The organism is Nitrosomonas communis, from assembly GCF_900114745.1.
Classification (GTDB): Bacteria; Pseudomonadota; Gammaproteobacteria; order Burkholderiales; family Nitrosomonadaceae; genus Nitrosomonas; species Nitrosomonas communis_A.
The window spans coordinates 1-18518 of record NZ_FOUB01000043.1; the positions used below are offsets into that span (position 1 = coordinate 1).

The window sequence follows — 18518 nt, forward strand, 5'->3', positions numbered from 1 at the left end:
TATTGATGAAAGTGGGTTTGCACAGGATGCGCCGCGCACGCACGGTTATGCACCCGCTGGCCAGAGATGTCATGGCACGCATGACTGGCATGCGCAAGGTCGTATCAACGCGATTGGCGCCCTGATCGGAAAGCTATTGATAACCGTCAGCCTGTTTGCAGTCAATATCAGCGCCGATGTATTTCATGGATGGGCGATGCAGGACCTGTTGCCTAAATTGCCCTCACATGCGGTCGTTGTGATGGACAATGCCACCTTCCATAAGAGGCAGGATACGCAAGAGGCCATACAAAACGCTGGGCACACCCTTGAATACTTACCCGCTTATTCTCCTGATCTTAATCCCATCGAACATAAATGGGCACAGGCCAAAGCACTGCGTAAACAACAAAACCAGACCGTTGAGATGCTTTTCAAATCCTATACATTCTGAATCATTCTTAACTGGTTAGGCTATATTGATTCAGCAATTGCTCGATCCTCTCCTGCGAATGAAATCACTACGTCATATGTAGGCATGAAATCCCTCTAATTTAATTATTGTTGCAGCTAACGTGGAGTTGAGGCTCCTGCTCGGCCTTTCGCACAGGCGCCTCGAACGCAGGGTTAGGTTTTCGGGTGGATGTCGGTAATGCGTGCATACGTGAACTTTGCGGCCGGCAAGCCGAGATTTGAAAATAGCTCCTTCATACGCAGGACATCCTTTTCACAATGATACGAGGCAATCCAGTGCGGATCGGACGCCTTGGTTTTCTCCGCAATCAGTGCAAAGTACGGCCAGTCAACCTTGTAGAACGAGTGACCAAGAACATGAATGCGCTTGACCTCCGACAGTGAATTGAAAAAATCTTGATGGGCTGAAATAATACGATCCGTTGGCTTATAGGTTCTGGAAAAGTAGTCATCAATGCATTTGTTCGCCTCCGTAACGCGAGGGTCTTGATCATCTTCAAGGTCTGCGCCAGCATTAAGGGACACAATCGTCTTGGGATTGACGCCATGCCCAAGTACCAGATCAGAGTCTGGTCCTGCGGCATAGTTGTGAATGTAAGTGACACGATCAGGCGAGACACCGTATAGCTTCTGAAGCGTATTCGTGTAATTGAAAGTTAGATACCGAGCGTGCAACGGGAGGTCGAGCAGCGGTACTTGGCAAGAGGATAAGGTGGGAATGGTCAATTGACAGATCCATTCAGTGAATCTTTTTTTCAATTCCTTCGATAGCGAACTGACGATGCGATCTATCTCGTACTGGTAGTCATGATGAAATGCGTCGCTCCATTCGTCCACAGAATATGGAACAAGGTAGGTAGACGCTTCGTCAAGGATGAGATCAATGTCAAGATGCGCCAGGGTATTTTCAAATTCACCCCAGTTTCCATCGAAGAAGAAGTAGTTCTTGAACAAGCGATAAAGGTTTGGATCAACATCCGACACAAAGCGACCAAAGTCAGCATAGTCGGATGGAATTCGATGATAACGGTCGAAGCCATTGCCGATGATGTATAGCGGCTGACTATTGGGCGACACGGTCATAGGAAACCTAACTAGAATTATACTTCCGAAAAGACGCAATATATTACATCAAAAAAGAAATCTAACAGGACAAACTGTATGCTACCTGTTTATTTTTTATAGAATTTCGTTGATTTAGTTTTTCATCATATCAAAATTTGTAAGATCCATAAATATGACGAATAGATCATAGTTTCTGGACCAGATACGCGCAAGCTACCGCAGCTTATATGAATATGCGCGACGTTTACCCCCTTACTGCTTCCCGTTTGACTGACATATCAATGAAGTGCTAATCTGGTTTTAATTGACTCTCTATCTTAAGGAGGAATTATATCCTCCTTAACCCCTCCTCATGCTGCCGATACCATGGCGGCATGAATCGTAAACGATCCCAACAAACTCACTCATCCATCGGCTTGGCCGTATGTGCCTTTGCGGTAACGGCAGCCAAGGAAATCCAGTTATTGCCTGCGGGGCAATTCCGCTCCAATGATGGCCGTCCAATCGATGTGCCGCACTGGCTTATCAATGAGGTCATGGCGGCAAGCGTCATTGCCGAGTTTGATACGCACACCAATAAAACCGTGGTGGATTACGAACACCAGACACTACTTACGGCACAAAATGGCCAACCCGCCCCGGCTGCCGGTTGGTTTAGCGATCTCGAATGGCGTGAATCCGGTTTATTTGCTGTCGATGTCGAATGGACCGAACGCGCCAGCCAGATGATCGACGCTGGCGAATATCGCTACATCTCCCCTGTATTTCTTCATGACAAAAAGACCGGAGCCGTCACCCGGCTTTTGCATGCCGCACTGACTAACAACCCGGCGCTCGATGGCATGGACGCCGTCGCAGCATCTCAATTTTTATCTATTGAAGGAGAAGACATGCAACTAGAACAGCTACTGGCTGCACTACGCAAACTCACAGGCCAGAATGAAACTGCAGATATTGAATCTGTACTGGCCAACCTGACCGCAACGCTCAGCTCAAAAGAAGATGCTATTGCCGCTCTTAAAACCGCTGCCGAACACCCAGACCCAGCCAGGTTCGTGCCGATCGCAGTGATGAAATCATTGCAGGATGAGTTGGCCTCTCTCAAAGCTGAGAAGCTCGATCTTGAAGTGGGCGATGTAGTGGAAATAGCGCTGTCAGAAGGCAAGCTCTTGCCAGCTCAGGAGGAATGGGCACGCAATCTGGGCAAGGAAAACCTGACATCGCTCAAGCAATACCTGGCATCAGCCCAACCGATTGCGGCCCTGACCGGCACCCAGACTGGCGGCAAACCGCCAGAAGGCAATGACAATAAAGGTGAGCTGACCGATGACCAGCTCGCACTCTGCAAGGTGATGGGCATAACCCCGGAAGATTTCAAGAAGAATATGCTCACAGCGTAAACCGGACGCAATTGATTAATCAGATCAGGAGAAAAACATGTCTCTCTCAGCAGATCGTAATACCCCGATGAAGGACGGTGGAATCATCCCCGTTCCTGTCGCAACCAACGTCAAGATTTATGCAGGCAGTCTGGTGGCAGCGAATGCTTCCGGTTATGCCACGCCTGGAGCTGTGGCCACCACCTTGACCTACCTGGGTCGCGCAGAAGAACAAGTGGACAACACCGGTGGCGCAAATGGTGACAAGACCATCAATATCCGACGCAAGAAAGTATTCAAATGGAAAAACCACGGCGCAGATGCAGTAACACAAGCCGAGCTCGGCCAAACCTGCTACATCGTTGACGATGAAACAGTCGCTAAAACTGATGGCACCGACACACGCTCTGTAGCCGGAAAAGTGGTCGGGGTCGATTCTGACGGCGTCTGGGTCGAGGGTTGATTTTCGTAGGTGTGAAATCAGATCAATCAATACAGGAGCAATCAATGAGAGTTTTAAAAATTTTTATCTTGGTCTGCATCGCCATGCTAACCATGTCTGTTGTAGCGCTTAGCGCGACTGCCGCCCCGCTTGATTATCCAGCAGGTCACCTGGAAGCAATGGGTTTTATTGGATTTGCCGGGCTGCTGGTCAACAAATCGACCATCAGCAATATCTTCATCTCACTTAAGACTACTTTTAACAATGCGTTTAATGCTGCACCATCGAACTGGCAGAAGATCGCCATGAAGGTGACCTCTACCACCGGCCAGAACGATTATGCCTGGTTGTCTAAATTTCCCAGGATGCGCAAATGGATCGGTGATAAAGCGGTCAAAGCGCTGGAAGCGTTCAAGTACACCATCGTTAACGACGACTGGGAAGCGACAATCGAAGTAGACCGCAACGACATCGAGGACGACCAGCTTGGCATATATGGGCCGCAGGCCCAGATGGCCGGTGAATCCGCCAAGCAGCTGCCGGATGAAATTGTGATGGATCTGGTCAATAACGGCTTCATTAACCCGTGTTTCGATGGGCAGTATTACTTCGATACCGATCACCTGGTAGCAGGTACGAGCGTCTCCAACAAGATCACTGCTGCTCTCAGCGTAATCTCTCAGGCCGCAGCCATCGCGAGTTACGGCGCGGCCCGCAAAACTATGCGCAAATTCAAAGACGACGAAGGGCGTCCGCTCAATATCACGCCCAATGTATTGCTGGTACCGCCTGCCCTGGAAGATATCGCGCTTGCGCTAATGAACAACGATCGCCTGGATGATGGCAAGGCCAACCCTTACAAGGGTACGGCTGAAGTCGTAGTCGATGCACGATTAACCTCCGATACCGCCTGGTTCCTGTTGGATACCACCAAAGCGGTCAAACCGTTTGTTTACCAGGAGCGTAAAGCGCCGGTATTTGTCGAGCAGACAGATCCACAAAACGACGATGTATTCATGCGCAAGAAATTCAAATTTGGAGCGGAAGCGCGTGCCGCCGGTGGTTATGGATTCTGGCAACTGGCGGTCGGGTCCACTGGCGCGGGTTAATCGAGCCCTGTGGGGTGAATACAAGATTTACCCCTACAACCAACAATCATAAATCAATTTAAAGGACAGGCAAATGGCAACAAAAACAGAGAAAACCACTGAAGCAGAAAACGAATCGTCAGCAAAACCAAAGGTGAAGGCACTGCGCGTGCGGGCTTTCAATGATCACTTCCGCCGGGCAGGTATTACCTTTAACAAAGAAGAACAGATCATCAAATTGATTGATTTGACCACTGAGCAGATTACTCAGATCAAGAGCGAACCGATGCTGGCAGTCTCTGAAATCGAAACTGATGAGTAAACCCATTCATTTGGCAAAAATGATTAGAGCGAATGGTGATGTTTCACCGCTTTGCGCGGCAAAGCTAAGAAAAATTAATCTCGCAAGAGCGTCTTGGACAAACCGCAAAGAGGCTGTGACCTGTAAAAACTGTCTTCAATTATTGAATTATAAGCCGAGCACCTGATGACCTACGCTACCGCAACTCAACTGCTCGACCAGTTCAGCGCTGAGGAAATCGCGCAACGGGCTGACCAGGGCATCCCGCGCCTGGTCACTGCTGGCATGCTCGCCACTGCAGCTGCAGGCGGTAGCTTGAGCGAGTACACCCAGGCAGAACAGGATGCCACCTTGGCAGCCTTGGCTGTGATCAACAACCGGCTCCTGGATGCAGACAGTGTGATCAATAGCTATCTGGCAACACGCTACACCCTGCCGCTTTCTACTGTGCCGCGAGTGGTGATGCTGATTGCCTGCGATCTGGCGCGTTATGCGTTGCATGATGATCAGGCACTCGAACCTATCACTGAGCGCTATAAAGATGCCATCAAACGTTTAAAAGATATGACCAGCTCGCAATCCAGTCTTGGCGTAGACATTGCAGGCAACAAACCCACGGTCAACGATGCTGCGCAAATGTCGTCTACCACGCCGGTATTCAGGCGCGATCAGGGAGGGTTCATCTAATGACTAGCCAATCCTTCGAGATCAGCTATGACGATGCGCGCATTCGGGCAAGCCTGCAGCAGTTGATGGCGCTGGGTCGGGATCAATCCAAGGTAATGCAGGATATCGCCAATAAGCTCGAACAAAGCACCCGGCAGCGCTTCATCAGTCAGACCAGCCCGGATGGGAAAAAATGGCTACCCAGCCTCCGCGCCAAACTCACCGGTAAGCGCACCTTGATTCTGGATCGCCATTTGCTTGATTCGGTAGCCCATGACTCAGGGCGCAATTTTGCGCAAGTAAGCGTGAACCGCGTTTATGCAGCCATCCACCAGTTCGGTGGCGTTATTAAAGCAAAAAACGGCAAAGGCTTACGCTTCCGACTGGCCAATGGCGATTTTGTCATCCGTAAATCGGTCACCATCCCGGCACGGCCTTACATGGGTATCAGTACGCAGGATGAAAACTGGATTTTGAAACGCATCGAACGCGCCATCAATGAGGCTGCCGATGCTCGCTGAACTCGAAAATGATCTGATTGTGCACATCAAAGTATCCTCTTTAGGAGCAAAGCTGCGTGATGTCGCAGGGCTGCCTGATTTGACCGGCGAGAGTCTGATCAATCGCTTTGCTACCGATGCACCCGCAGTCTACGTCGCTCCGGCTGCGTTTCAGATCGAAAGCCGCAGTGCCAAAGTGCATTTTGGCATCGCCTGCGTAGCACGCAACAGCCGTGGCCAGACTGCAGCACGTGTAGGTGAGGCTATTGGCCCGGTCGGGCTGTATGAAATGCTGGAGTCCATCACCAATCTGCTCAATGAAGCACAGATCAACAAAAGTATCTGGAAAGCGACCGCAGTCGATTTCATGAATGATGAGCTGCTCTACAAGGCAGGCTTGACTGCGGGTGTGGTGCAGATCGAGACCCGCGTGAAGCAATTTACCCTTTAAACCTGGAGGAGATATGGCAAAACAGAATAACCCGGTATCCGCTGATACCGTAATCTCGGAGATACCGCAAAATAAGCAAGTCACCATTGAACTGCTAAAACCGCATACCCATGCCGGACGTGATTATCCGGCAGGTGCCAGACTGACCCTGAATGCCGATAGCGCACGATGGTTGATCAGCATCGGCACGGCTGAAGAATTTCTCTAACTTTAAGGAGCCTTACTTATGTATTTCTCAGGACAAGGAAAAGTATTCATTGCCAGCCGCGCAGCCGATGGATTCCCGGCAGCGATGCGCTTTGTCGGTAATGTGCCGGATCTCAAGATCAATCTGGAAACAGAAAAACTTGAGCACAAAGAGTCATCCAGCGGTCAGCGCTTAACCGATCTCTCGCTGATCACTGCCAAGAAAACCAGCGTGGAATTTTCCCTGGAGGAATTCTCCACTGACAATCTGGCATTGGCGCTCTATGGCACTAAATCCACTATTACTGGCAGCACAGTCACTGCCGAAGTATTAGCCAACCCCTTAGCAGTGGGTGATTATGCCCGGCTGAAAAATGGGAAGGTGTCATCGGTCGTAGTCAAGGATTCTGCTGGCACCCCTGCCACGCTGGTTGCTGGTACTAATTATGAAATATCCAGCGCCGATCATGGCACGCTCAAGATTCTCAATATTGGCAGCTATGTGCAGCCATTCAAGGCAGATTACAGCTATGGCGCGCAAGTCAATGTCGGGCTGTTCCAGGCAGCCGCACCTGACCGCTGGTTGCGTTTCGAGGGGTTAAATACCGCTGACTCGCTTAAGCCGGTATTGATCGAGCTGTACAAAGTAACGCTCGATCCGCTGAATGAGCTCGTACTGATTAGCGATGACGTGACCAAACTCACCCTCTCCGGTGCCGCCCTTTTTGACGACACCAAGGTGGGTAATACCATCCTTGGTCAGTTTGGGCGCGTAGTCGATCTGTCTTAATTCTCAAGGACGAATAAAAAATTCTATGGAAAACAATAATGAACTAGCCGTTTTAACACCCACTGGCGTAGAAGTAACGGCAGGCGGTGAAGCAATTGTGATTACACCTATTAAGGTAAAAGAGCTGAATGCCTTTCTTGCCGCTATTCAGCCCGTACTCGGCGATCTGATCAAGAAAGAAATTGATGTCATGGCCTTGGTGCTCAAGTCACCGGAAGCTGTGATCAAGGCAACCGCCATTGGCTGCAGAAAATCAGTTGATTGGATAAATGAACTGGGCATTGATGAGCTGGCAAAGCTGGCCCTGGCAATGATCGAGGTCAATACTGATTTTTTCGTGCAGAAGGTTCTGCCAGCCGTACAAACCGGCATGCAGAACCTGACCGCGAAACTGGATGGGCAGAACTTGACCTCCTCTTCAGAAAAGCAGGAGCCGGTTCAGTCCTCGACATGACGCTTGCCCAGGTCAGGATTTACTCAGAAACCATCATGAAATTGGAAGCAGACAGCCTTAAAGCTCAGGCAATCGCAGTGCGTGCAGCGCTGGCCGATGAAAAAAGCTGGAAAAAATGGTTTAAGTCGTTTTAGCGATGGCAAACAAAGAACTCAAAATAACGATTACCGCTAATGACAATGCCTCGACCGTCATTGGCAAAATTCGCTCTGAATTCGATCGGCTGTCCAATTCCAATGTCGGCAAGAAGATCAAAGGCGATCTGGATGGCCTATCAACCAGTATTGATGGTTTTCGCTCAAGATTTTCCAGCCTGATCGGCGGGCTCAGCGCTGCCATTTCTATTCAAGGCTTCACTCAACTGGCTGAAACCAGCAAGCGGATTAACGCGCTGCTTAAGCTTGCGGCAGAATCCTCGGATGATTTCACACGCTCGCAACAATTCGCACAAAAAACTGCGCTTGAAGTTGGCATTGCTTATGATTCCATCGCCAATCTGTATGCCAAAATCAGGATGAACGCGGGCTTGGCCTCCAGCGAGACTGAGCGCATGACCGCCATTATTGCCAAAGCAACCCAGATCGGCAATCAAGGCGGGCCGGGTGTAGACGCGGCTATCTTTCAATTGCAACAGGGCCTGGCCTCTGGCGTGTTGCGTGGCGAAGAATTGAATTCTGTACTCGAACAGACACCGGCACTCGCTCAGGCCATTGCAAATGGCCTCGGCGTCAATATAGGACAGTTGCGCAAGCTTGGCGAAGAAGGCAAGCTGACCACGCAAGTAGTAAAGGATGCGCTGATCAGGATGGAGTCGGACATCAATGAGCAATTCGCCAAGCTGCCATTCACCACTAAAAACGCATTTCAAAACATTCGCACTCAGGCGATCATTCACCTGGGGAAACTGGACGAACAGCTCGGTATTACAGAAGCATTCGCCAACATTCTGCAAGCCATTGCCAATAATATGCAATGGATCATTGCGCTGGTATCGGGTGGTGTGGTTGCGCTCACTACCATTTTTCTTGCCTCAAGCAAGGGTGCATTAACCCTGTCGACATCCGTGGCTGCTGTCCTGGTGGCATTAAAGGCAGTGCTCTCGCCGATCGGCCTGGTAGCAGCAGCGCTGGGTGGGTTGACTGCCTTCATTGTTGCCAACATCGACAAGACCATCGAATTCGAGAATCAAACCACCACCGTTGGTGCGGTGGTGTCCGCTGCCTGGCGCACCATCAAGGATACGGTAGCGGATACGCTGCGCGCCATTGCGCAGGCTGTGAGCGTATCCGGGCAAGACCTGAACAATACCTTCCGCACTCTAGGCAGTGTCGCGGGCGGAATGTTTAACGCGTTGCTCGATGTGATTAACGCGTTTGTCACCAGCGTGTTTACCGGTCTACGGCTGATTGGGCGCGCGGCTGGCATTAGCGCGGCGAGCCTTTACCAGCAATTCAGGGCGGCTATTACCAACACGCGCGCGCTGTTTGCCGCCTTGGCTGAGGATGTGGCGGACGCTTTCAGCGGCAAGGGTTTTGCCTTTGACAAAGTAGGCAACGCCCTCTCCAAAGGCTTGACCGATGCCAGCGTGGAAGCGGGTAATTTTAAAAACGCGCTGATTGAAGCCTACGAGGTTGAGGCTAAATTCGCTGAAGATGGCGGTGTGCTGAGCGCGCTTAAAAAAGGCATTGCCGGGCGACTGCATGAAGTCAAGGCAGCCGAAGATGAATTCAAGAAACGCAGCCCCAACACGGGCGCATCCCCCACGGCACCCAGCAAGGAAGAACTGAAAGCAGCCAGGGAATTGGCACAAGCCAGGCAAGATCTGGAAGACGCACTTTTCAAGCAAACCAAGCGTCTGGCAGATGATCAGGCGCAACGTGAGATTCAGACAGCGAAAGAACTTTTTGAGTTTAAGGCGATTAGCGCAGATGAATACTATCGGCGGCTGGATAGGCTTCAGACTGAGCTGACGAACCGTGAAATTGCCGAACTGGAACGGCAGAAAGCAATCCGGCAGTCAGTCATCGATGATCCGCGCAGCAGTGCAGCAGATCGGTTAAAAGCAATTGCCGAAATTACGGAGCTGACCACCAGTCAGGCCATTGCCGAGCGCGAATTGAATGCGCAACGCTCGAAAGTAGCTAATGAAATCGCCGCACTGGAAGCAACCCGACTCAAAAACCAGCAGGAATTTATTGATGAGCTTAAGCGCGAGGCATTCTTGTCGGGCTTGTCGAAAGATCAGCGCGAGACCGCCCTGCTGATGATGGAAGCGCAGAAACGCGGCATCCAGGATATTAACGGGTTGCTGCAAATCCAGGGCAAAATCCAGGCTAACAATCAGGCAAGGCAGCGCGCTGAAGAAATCCTGCGGCAGCAGAATCAGATTTTCGAGCAAGTGCAAAGGGGCGTGCAGCAGGCCTTTGCTGATGGAATTTATAACGCGGTCAAGGGCGGCAGGATGGAGGACATCCTGCACAGCTTCGCTGATTCGATGTTGCGCGCATTATCGAATTCACTCGCGGGCGGGTTTACTGATATGTTCTTTAATCTGTTCGGGCGCGCTGCGAAAGATGGCAAATCAGCACCTGCGGGGATATTCAGCGGATTGTTCAGCAGTATGTCAGAAGGCTTGAACGGCTTGCTGGGTTCGTTGAAGAACGGATTGTCAGGTATTTTTTCATCGTTTAAAGGATTGTTTTCTGGTGGTGGAAGGGGTATCGGCGGTTTTTTCAGTGGCTTGTTCAGTGCATTTTCTGGCAAAGGTTTTGCCGATGGCGGCTACACCGGGGATGGCGGCAAGTATCAACCGGCCGGGGTGGTGCATGCCGGTGAGTATGTGTTCTCCGCTGCTTCAGTGCGCCGTCTGGGATTAGCTGCACTGAACAATCTGCACCGCCTGTCCAAAGGTGCACCACTACCTTCCGGCTCACGCCTGGGTTATGCCGAAGGTGGTCTGGTTGAGCCACCAACGCTATCCCCTGCAGCTGCGCCGACCGTCAACCAGTCGGTGCGCATCGTCAACAGTGTCGATCCGCGCATCACCAAGGATTTCCTGGCCTCATCCGAGGGTGAAAAAGTGATCCTGAATGTCATTTCCCGCAATACAGCCGCTTTGAAACAGGTGCTGGCATGACAGTAGAAATTGGCACAGCAGCCAACGCTTTTGATTTATTCGAAAAACTGCGCACGTTTTTAACGGCCACCTTGCCGGTCAATGAGCGCTGGCAGCAGCTGTATCACAACCCGGATTACACCTTGCTGGTCGGTGTGTTCGCTTCCAGCGGTAGCATCACCTTAACCAGCAACCCGTTTATTGCTGCGGCGACTGCCTGGTCAGGCACGACCAACGCGCAGCCCTGGACTATCGGTATCCAATTTGATCAGCCAGTATATTTAACCGCAGCCGACATCACCGCGTTGACTAATAACGCGCAACCGGCAGTGATCAATTTCCAATACAGTGATGACGGCATCAATTGGAACACGCAGGACAGTTTCAGCGGCATGGTCGCGCTGGACTGGACCTCAGTGGCTGGCATCAAACATTTCAATCTGACCGGCACCAGCGCGAACAAGCACAAATACTGGCGCTTGCACATTCCCGACAGCACCGGCACTGGCACGGAATCGATTACGCTCAATAAAATCGTGCTGTGGCAGGATGCAAACCCGCTTAACGTTCAGCTCAGAAAGCGCTTGTCCCTGAAGGGCCCCGGTGGCGGCTCAGATGAAATATTTGTCAATCTGGAGACTGATTACAGTGTCTCCGGCGATTGGTACAACTGGCGGCTGTATGGTGCGACCGGCTTCATTGCGGGTAATGTACTGGATTTTACTACCCAACCTGGAACCAGTCTGCCAGTCGGTTTATCGCTTTGGCAAGCAAGTATCCCCTACTGGTTTATCGCCAACGGGCGGCGCTTCATGGTCATTGCCAAGATCAACACCACCTATCAGGCGTTGTATGCAGGTTTTATCCTGCCTTATGCCACACCCAGCCAGTATCCCTATCCACTGATGATCGGCGGCAGCAATGCCATGGGATCACTCACCGATGCCAGATTGCGCTGGTCAAGCACCAATGATGACTGCCGCAACTTTTACGACCCGGGCGGTGTTGACAGCAATATGGCAAGCCTCACCAGCGTCACCACCCTTTACCTGCGCTTTGCAGATGGCTCGTGGTATCCCTTTAAAAATTGGTATACATCAAGTTCACCGGAGGCGTCAGTCGGCAATGGCCGTAATGTTTGGCCTTGGGGACCAGATAGTGCGCATGCCACTGCTTACAAAAACATCGTCACCGCGATTGATGGCAGTTATGTGCTGTTCCCGTGCATTATGCATGTGGATGGCGCTAATCCCTCACCTAATATATTGGGTGAGATACATGGCGTGTTTGCGGTTACCGGATTTGGTAACGCAGCAGAAAACACTACCACTATCAATGGCGTCACTTATCTGATCATTCCCAACGTTTTCCGCACCGCCAAGGAACGCTGGGCAGCCATCGCCTTGGAGTAAATAGTATGGCTTATGAGACCGGTATTGCTACTTCCCTATTCGATCTATTGGACAAAGTTCGGCTCTTCGCCATCGCGCAGGGTTTCACGCAGAATGAATTCACGGTGGTGGACAGCACAACCAAGCGGTTATATATGCAAAAAAACACCTCGAATGGTGGTGGTCTTACATTTTATTTTGGTATTGAAGGCTTTATTAATGCAGGTGCTACTTCGACAGAATTACGCATCAGGGGAGCGACTGGCTATACCCCTGGTGTGGCGCTTTCAAGTCAAGCCGGAGCGCCATCTGCCAGTGCGGTAATGAACCGGGTCGGAAACGGGCCGTATGTCGCCTATCATCTGTTTTCCGATGCCGCAGGAGATTATGTGCATTGCGTGCTGGAATACTCGGCTGGCTTCTTCAGTCATTTGGTGTTTGGTCAGCTCGATAAATACGGCGCTTTTGCTGGCGGCCATTATTGCGATGCTGTTTACATCGGCACGAATGCCAACGACCACGACAACTACCTGAGCTCCTGGTCGCGTCCCCTGTTCGATAATTACGCTACATCTTCATCTTCCTCAGGTCATGTCAGCGCCAATCTGGAATTGAACATCTGGCGCATGTTTGCAGGCTCGTCGGGAAATTCCTCCACCTTTGATGCCTATGGTAATGGTCGCCAAGGGTTGACTAGCCGTTTGTTGGTGGGCAGTCAACCCAATACTTTGAATCTCGCCACACCCCTTATTCCAATTTATATTTTTACCGATATTGGCGGCCCCAACTCTGGCAACCGTGCACCCTTAGGCGTGGTCAAGGATTTGCGCCTGGTGTGGATGCAATCGTTCGCGGTTGGACAGGAAGTGATGCTGGGTTCGGATACGTGGAAGGTATTTCCAATATACCGCAGGTCTAATTTGCAGAACACTAACGATGATATGCCTAATTCCTGGCAACTGGGTTATGCCTATAAGAAGGTTGCATAATGGCGGTCATTAGCGGAATATTGGGAGCAGGTCTACTGGTGCTGGTGGACCCGGCACCGCTGTCTATTTCACTCGATCAACTGAGTGCACCGCAACAGTCGCCTGTAGCGCAAGCAGTCGCCCCAGCCTTGATGGGCGCTATGATCGACCAGTTACCAGTATCACCTGAACCCAAGTCAGTGATTGTCGGAAAGTTTGCCGCTTCCTTTAAAGATGATTACTACAACCGTATTCATATTCAGCCCGCATCGATCGATCTGGGTAATGTCATTTCGCAGAAGATCATCCAGGTGGAGGTATGGAATGCCTATTTTGCCGCCAACCTGCTCTCCTCGATTGATACCAACGCGGGTACCGGCATCAGTTTCACTGGGCCGCAGCCAGAGCCCACCAGTTTCAATCAACTTGAGCCGCGTATTTACACCCTGGCGGTGGAGGTGGCCGGACCGCCACTCATCAACACCACTTATACCCTGAATTTTGCAGCGGAATCGCCTCCGTTAGTGGTGGTCGGTCGCAGGGTGATTCTGCTGTTTGCTGGAATCAATTGGGATAATGGGGTGCTTGAGCGCTACTCGTTCCTGACGGACATCATTACGAGCTGGGATGGGAGCGAGCAGCGAGTGAAACTGCGCACCACTCCCCGGCGCGAGATCGAAGCACATCTGCAGGTATTTGGGTTAGATTTTATGCGCAAACTGCAAAGCACGCTGTTTGGCTGGCAATCGAGAAGCTATCTAATTCCCTTCTGGCCCGATTACTATGTGTTGAATGCTGAGCTGCCCGCTGGGTCAACGGTTATCCCGAATATCCCCACAAGCGATTCCGAGTTCGTTACCGGCGGCGTGGCGTTGCTGTTTAATGCCATCGATAACAATGAATCGGTGCAACTGAAAGAGGTGCAATCCAACCAGTTGATCCTGGATCTTCCCACCCAGCAAACCTGGCCAGCTGGGATAAGAATCTATTCCGCCAAATTCGCCAGAATCGCGAGCCAACAAACAGTTACCCGTCCCACCCGCCATATACTGGATCTGCAGGCTAAATTCATCGTCACCGATAATTCTGGCTTGACTGAGACGGAAGGCGCGACACTGTATAAAGGTTATCCAGTGCTGCTGGATATTCCCAATGAAGTGGAAACATTATCGGAAGACCTGCTGCGCCCGCTGCTGGAGTTCGATAGTGATACCGTTAATCCGGTGGTGGATGATCCTATCGGCTATACCACCATTGTGCGTCGCATGGACTGGCTGCTGAAATCGCGCAAGGAGCGGGCTGATTTCAGGAAATGGCTGTATGCCCGTGCGGGGCGCTGGAAGCCTTTCTGGACGCCCTCCTGGAATGAGGATTTCAAACTCAAAACCACTCTGGCGGGCACGGATACCAAGCTGGTAGTCGAGTTTGCATTCTATGAACGATTCGTGCCCGCCACACCCATGCGCAATACGCTGATGATCGAGCTGTTTAACGGTGCTAGGATCTTCAAGGATATTCTGAGCGTAGATGAAATCTCTGAGACTGAAGAAAACGTGTTTATTGACAGTCCGGCCGGGTTCGATATTCAACCGCAGGATGTGAAACGCATCAGCTATCTCAACCTATCCCGCCTGGATTCGGACACCGTGGAAATATTCCATGAAACCGACACCATCTCGCGCGTGAGCGCACTCATCAGGACGGTGGTGCAATGACGCTCAGCGTTTTTGAAAAAAGCATCCATGATGCACGGCCACTAGAGCTATATGAATTCTCTCATGGGCTGCAAATCTTCACCTATACCTCCGGCGATGAATGGGTGAGTTTTCAATCGAGAACCTACACCCCGACCGCTTTGACTCGGTCGGCCATCGGCTCCTCCACTGAAGTCAGCAAAATGAAGCTGGACATTGAAGTGACCCGTGACAACGATGTCGCCAAGCTCTTTATCCGCTCACACCCTGGCCCGGTAAAACTGACGATCTACCGGCTGCACCGTAGCGACAATGATGTTGTGCCGCAATGGCTCGGTCGGGTGGTGAATGTGGAATTCAGCGGGCTGACTGCCAAAATTACCTGTGAGCCGATTTACACCTCCTTGGAGCGGGCGGGCCTGCGCGGCATGTTCCAGCGGTTGTGCCGCCATGCCTTATACGATAGCGGCTGCGGCTTGAATGCCGCTGCCTTTCGCGATGCCGCCACCATCACCTCCATCGTAGGATCAGCCATCACCGTGGTACCCATGAACCGGGCAAGCGGCTGGTATACCGGCGGTTATATCGAAGTGGGCGACGTGGAAAAGAAAATGATCCGCGACCATACCAACGATGTCCTGACGCTGACTGGTGTGACCGCATCGCTGAAAGCTGGCGTCACCATCAATCTATACGCTGGCTGCGCCCACGACCGCAACGCTTGTCTCAACAAGTTCAATAACTTTGCTAACTATGGCGGCTTTGAATTTATCCCCAACGACATGGGGCCATTCAAGGGTGACCCGATCGAATAGGAGGTACACATGTGGTTCCAGATTATTGCTTTTGCCTTATCCGCCGTCTTGTCGGTAGTATTTGCACCAAAACCGCCCAAACCCGCTTCCAACAATCTGGAAGATTTCAATGTCCCCACGGTGTCGGAAGCTACACCCATTCCGGTAGTGTTCGGCACGCGCTGGCTCAACCAGGCCAATACCGTCTGGTACGGCGACTTTAAAAAGACCGCGATCAAATCCAGTTCAGGCAAGAAATGATGATTGACGGCGTGGATACCAGCAAGCTCAGAATGACGATGCAGGATTTAGCAGAATGCAATCTATGCGCCCGCGGCTCAAAGCGCTTCCTTGAGAACAAGGGGGTTTGTTTCCGTGATTTCCTGCAGGAAGGATTGCCATTGGATACGGTCATTGCCTGGGATGACGGCGTAGCCAATCAAGTGGTCGAACATATCTTGAGGAAGAATCGGCCATGAAAGGTAAATCCGTCACCATCGGCTGGCGCTACCATTTAGGAATTCACATGGTCGCATGCCAAGGGCCAGTGGATGCCATCACCGGCATTAAGGTAGGTGAAAGTATGCTGTGGGAAGGCAGTGTCACGGCAAGCTCCACCTTGTCGGTCAACAAGCCTGATCTGTTTGGCGGCGACAAGAGTCAGGGCGGTGTTGTCGGAGATATTGATCTTGCCTTTGGAGAACCGTCACAAGCTCCAAACACCTACCTCCAAACTCAGCAAGGCTCGCCCATTCCAGCTTACCGCGGTGTGATGTCCTTTATCCTCAAGCAGATTTATCTGGCAGCCAACAATCCCTACATCAAGCCGTGGGCGTTTCGCGTGAAAAGGCTTCCCGCCAAGACCTGGTATCTAGCAAAAGCAGACATCAATGGCGATGCCAATCCAGCGCATATCATTTACGAATGCTTGACCTCAGACCGCTGGGGGCTGGGCTACACCGGCGGTAATCTCGACGATGCCGCTTTCCGTGCAGCAGCGGATACTTTGTATTCTGAGAATTTCGGTCTTTCATTCGTGCTCGCCGAGCAATCGAGTGTGAAAGAGTTCATCAATACCGTGCTGAATCACATCGATGGCGCATTGTACCTTGACCAGACTACCGGCAAATTCACGCTCAAACTGGTCAGGAACGATTACAACCCAGATATTCTTCCTATTCTCAGGCCATCCAACATCGTGCGCATGGACTCGTTTTCCAGACCGGGCATTGCTGATCTGGTCAATCAAGTGACCCTCATCTATCAGGAACGTGACTCGGACAAGAAGATTTCCGTCACCATCCAGGATCTGGGCATGATTGCCATGCAGCAAGGCGTGATACCCACCACCATTCAATACCTGGGTATTGCCAATGCCACGCTGGCCAATAATGTCGCCATGCGGGAACTCAAAACGCTCACCCAGCCCTTGGCGAGACTGAAGCTGATCGCCAATCGTGAATCGTTCGATTTGAAACCAGGTGGCGTATTCAAATTTACCTGGCCAGATTTGGGGATTGTGGAAATGGTCATGCGCATCATCACCATGGATTTCGGCACCTTGACAGATGGCGAGGTGACGATCGATGCGGTGGAGGATGTGTTCTTCAGCGTTCAGTCCGTATTTGCCGATCCGCCACCTACCTTATGGACTGATCCGATCTCACCGCCTGTGCCGGTAATTGACTACTTTCTGCTAACTGCACCCTATTGGCTGATCGCAACCCAATTCTTAGGCGACAACCAAACAGCGATCGATAGCCTCGATGTGACCAGCGCTTTTCTATTGGGCGGGGCCAAAAATCCTGGTTCAAGTGCAGCCTCCTATGAATTCTGGATATCGCCAGATGCAACCGATAACAGCAACGACCAACCGGGCAGCCTGACATCCCTCTTCACGCCCACTGCCACGCTATCGGCAGCCATTACTGAAACCACCACGACATTACCTCTAACGGGTGCGGTCGACATCAGCCAGGTAGCCAGCAACACCATCGCGTTGATTGAAAGCGAACTCGTTTATCTCACTGTTGCGCCGTCAGCCTCAAGTGTGACGGTGGTGCGCGGCATCCTGCACACATTACCCAAGGCCCATGCCGTGGGAAGCCGCATATGGTTCTTCCAGGATTTCTTCGGTCATTTCGAGGTGGAATTTGCAAGTCAAATCACGATGTATGCGAAGTTTCTGACCGAGACCGGCAAAGGCGTGTTGCCTAAAGCAAGCGATACCTGGAAGGCGTTGACCCTCAATCAAAGCTGGGGCGCACCCTACCCGCCGGGGCGGGTCACGATCAATGGCGTATTGAGACCCACTAGCATAGCTGGCGTGAACGCTGACGCCTCGATTGCATGGTACCACCGGGATCGCTCGAATACCGCCGCGGTCAATATCGGCAATGATCAAGCCACCAATATCGGGCCGGAAGCAGGGAGCACCATCACGATTCAGGTCTACAGCCTCAAAGTGAGTGGATCGCTCGTGAAAACCTATGCAGGCTTAAGCGGCACAAGCTTCACCTATACCGCAGCCCAAGCGTTTATTGACAACGGCAATGTCGCCTTTACTGAGCGCAGGCTGGAGATATTCAGTGTAAGAGGAGGATTAAACAGTGTCGAGAAGCATGTCATTCCACTGGATTGGACAGTAAATGCTTAATTCGTATTAGAGAGGAAGCGACCAAAGCCATGCGGGAACATGGCCTGGCCGCCATAACCCACAGCAAACACCTGTGAGCCATAGCCAAGGCTTCCTGCCACGTCGACGCGGCGGATAAAGCCTAC

Annotated in this window: 20 protein-coding genes; 19 read left to right on the forward strand and 1 reads right to left on the reverse strand. The window is 51.5% G+C overall.

Going from position 1 to position 18518, the window contains the following annotated elements:
* The coding region (locus BM122_RS14210) for a transposase (RefSeq protein ID WP_305728202.1) at positions 1–433 on the forward strand (433 nt) is incomplete at its 5' end.
* A 173-nt stretch (positions 434–606) separates the two neighbouring features.
* Here the strand turns inward: BM122_RS14210 and BM122_RS14215 are convergent.
* On the reverse strand, positions 607–1536 hold the full coding sequence (locus tag BM122_RS14215; RefSeq protein WP_074906203.1) for a bacteriophage abortive infection AbiH family protein: 930 nt from the start codon (positions 1534–1536) through the stop codon (positions 607–609).
* Positions 1537–1892: 356 nt separating this feature from the next.
* Here BM122_RS14215 and BM122_RS14220 point away from each other — a divergent pair, with 356 nt between their 5' ends.
* From BM122_RS14220 to BM122_RS14305, 18 genes are all read left to right on the forward strand, one after another.
* Positions 1893–2918 (forward strand): phage protease, encoded by a 1026-nt coding sequence (locus BM122_RS14220; protein ID WP_074906204.1) that lies wholly within the window; start codon positions 1893–1895, stop codon positions 2916–2918.
* Between the two features lie 37 nt (positions 2919–2955).
* Complete coding sequence (locus BM122_RS14225) at positions 2956–3360, forward strand: hypothetical protein (protein WP_074906206.1); 405 nt, start codon at positions 2956–2958, stop codon at positions 3358–3360.
* Between the two features lie 44 nt (positions 3361–3404).
* Positions 3405–4448, forward strand: coding sequence for a Mu-like prophage major head subunit gpT family protein (locus tag BM122_RS14230; protein WP_256212076.1), 1044 nt, complete (start codon positions 3405–3407; stop codon positions 4446–4448).
* Positions 4449–4521: 73 nt separating this feature from the next.
* A complete protein-coding gene (locus tag BM122_RS14235; protein ID WP_074906207.1) occupies positions 4522–4749 on the forward strand; it encodes an HI1506-related protein in 228 nt (75 codons plus the stop codon).
* 165 nt (positions 4750–4914) lie between these two features.
* Entirely contained in the window at positions 4915–5415 is a 501-nt protein-coding gene (locus tag BM122_RS14240; RefSeq protein WP_074906209.1) for a gp436 family protein, read from the forward strand.
* Positions 5415–5915 carry a phage virion morphogenesis protein gene (locus tag BM122_RS14245; RefSeq protein WP_074906210.1) on the forward strand — a complete coding sequence of 167 codons (501 nt, stop codon included), beginning with the start codon at positions 5415–5417 and terminating at the stop codon, positions 5913–5915. The genes BM122_RS14240 and BM122_RS14245 overlap by 1 nt, the downstream gene beginning before the upstream one ends.
* Entirely contained in the window at positions 5905–6345 is a 441-nt protein-coding gene (locus BM122_RS14250) for a phage protein Gp37 (protein WP_074906212.1), read from the forward strand. Before BM122_RS14245 ends, BM122_RS14250 begins: the two co-directional genes overlap by 11 nt.
* Positions 6346–6358: 13 nt before the next feature.
* Positions 6359–6553, forward strand: a complete 195-nt coding sequence (locus tag BM122_RS14255) for a DUF7210 family protein (RefSeq protein ID WP_074906213.1) — start codon at positions 6359–6361, stop codon at positions 6551–6553.
* Between the two features lie 18 nt (positions 6554–6571).
* Positions 6572–7321: a phage tail tube protein gene (locus tag BM122_RS14260; RefSeq protein ID WP_074906215.1), complete on the forward strand. Its 750-nt coding sequence runs from the start codon at positions 6572–6574 to the stop codon at positions 7319–7321.
* 25 nt (positions 7322–7346) lie between these two features.
* Positions 7347–7775 (forward strand): DUF6631 family protein, encoded by a 429-nt coding sequence (locus BM122_RS14265; RefSeq protein WP_074906216.1) that lies wholly within the window; start codon positions 7347–7349, stop codon positions 7773–7775.
* 136 nt (positions 7776–7911) lie between these two features.
* Positions 7912–10911: a tape measure protein gene (locus BM122_RS14270; RefSeq protein WP_074906218.1), complete on the forward strand. Its 3000-nt coding sequence runs from the start codon at positions 7912–7914 to the stop codon at positions 10909–10911.
* Positions 10908–12302, forward strand: a complete 1395-nt coding sequence (locus BM122_RS14275; protein WP_074906219.1) for a hypothetical protein — start codon at positions 10908–10910, stop codon at positions 12300–12302. Before BM122_RS14270 ends, BM122_RS14275 begins: the two co-directional genes overlap by 4 nt.
* Positions 12303–12307: 5 nt before the next feature.
* On the forward strand, positions 12308–13270 hold the full coding sequence (locus BM122_RS14280; protein WP_074906221.1) for a hypothetical protein: 963 nt from the start codon (positions 12308–12310) through the stop codon (positions 13268–13270).
* Positions 13270–14964, forward strand: a complete 1695-nt coding sequence (locus BM122_RS14285) for a hypothetical protein (RefSeq protein ID WP_074906222.1) — start codon at positions 13270–13272, stop codon at positions 14962–14964. Before BM122_RS14280 ends, BM122_RS14285 begins: the two co-directional genes overlap by 1 nt.
* Positions 14961–15758 carry a phage BR0599 family protein gene (locus BM122_RS14290; RefSeq protein ID WP_074906224.1) on the forward strand — a complete coding sequence of 266 codons (798 nt, stop codon included), beginning with the start codon at positions 14961–14963 and terminating at the stop codon, positions 15756–15758. The genes BM122_RS14285 and BM122_RS14290 overlap by 4 nt, the downstream gene beginning before the upstream one ends.
* 9 nt (positions 15759–15767) lie before the next feature.
* Entirely contained in the window at positions 15768–15998 is a 231-nt protein-coding gene (locus tag BM122_RS14295) for a hypothetical protein (RefSeq protein WP_074906225.1), read from the forward strand.
* Positions 15995–16216, forward strand: coding sequence for a hypothetical protein (locus BM122_RS14300; RefSeq protein WP_143083455.1), 222 nt, complete (start codon positions 15995–15997; stop codon positions 16214–16216). The genes BM122_RS14295 and BM122_RS14300 overlap by 4 nt, the downstream gene beginning before the upstream one ends.
* Positions 16213–18393 carry a phage tail protein gene (locus BM122_RS14305; RefSeq protein ID WP_074906228.1) on the forward strand — a complete coding sequence of 727 codons (2181 nt, stop codon included), beginning with the start codon at positions 16213–16215 and terminating at the stop codon, positions 18391–18393. The genes BM122_RS14300 and BM122_RS14305 overlap by 4 nt, the downstream gene beginning before the upstream one ends.
* Positions 18394–18518: the final 125 nt, after the last annotated feature.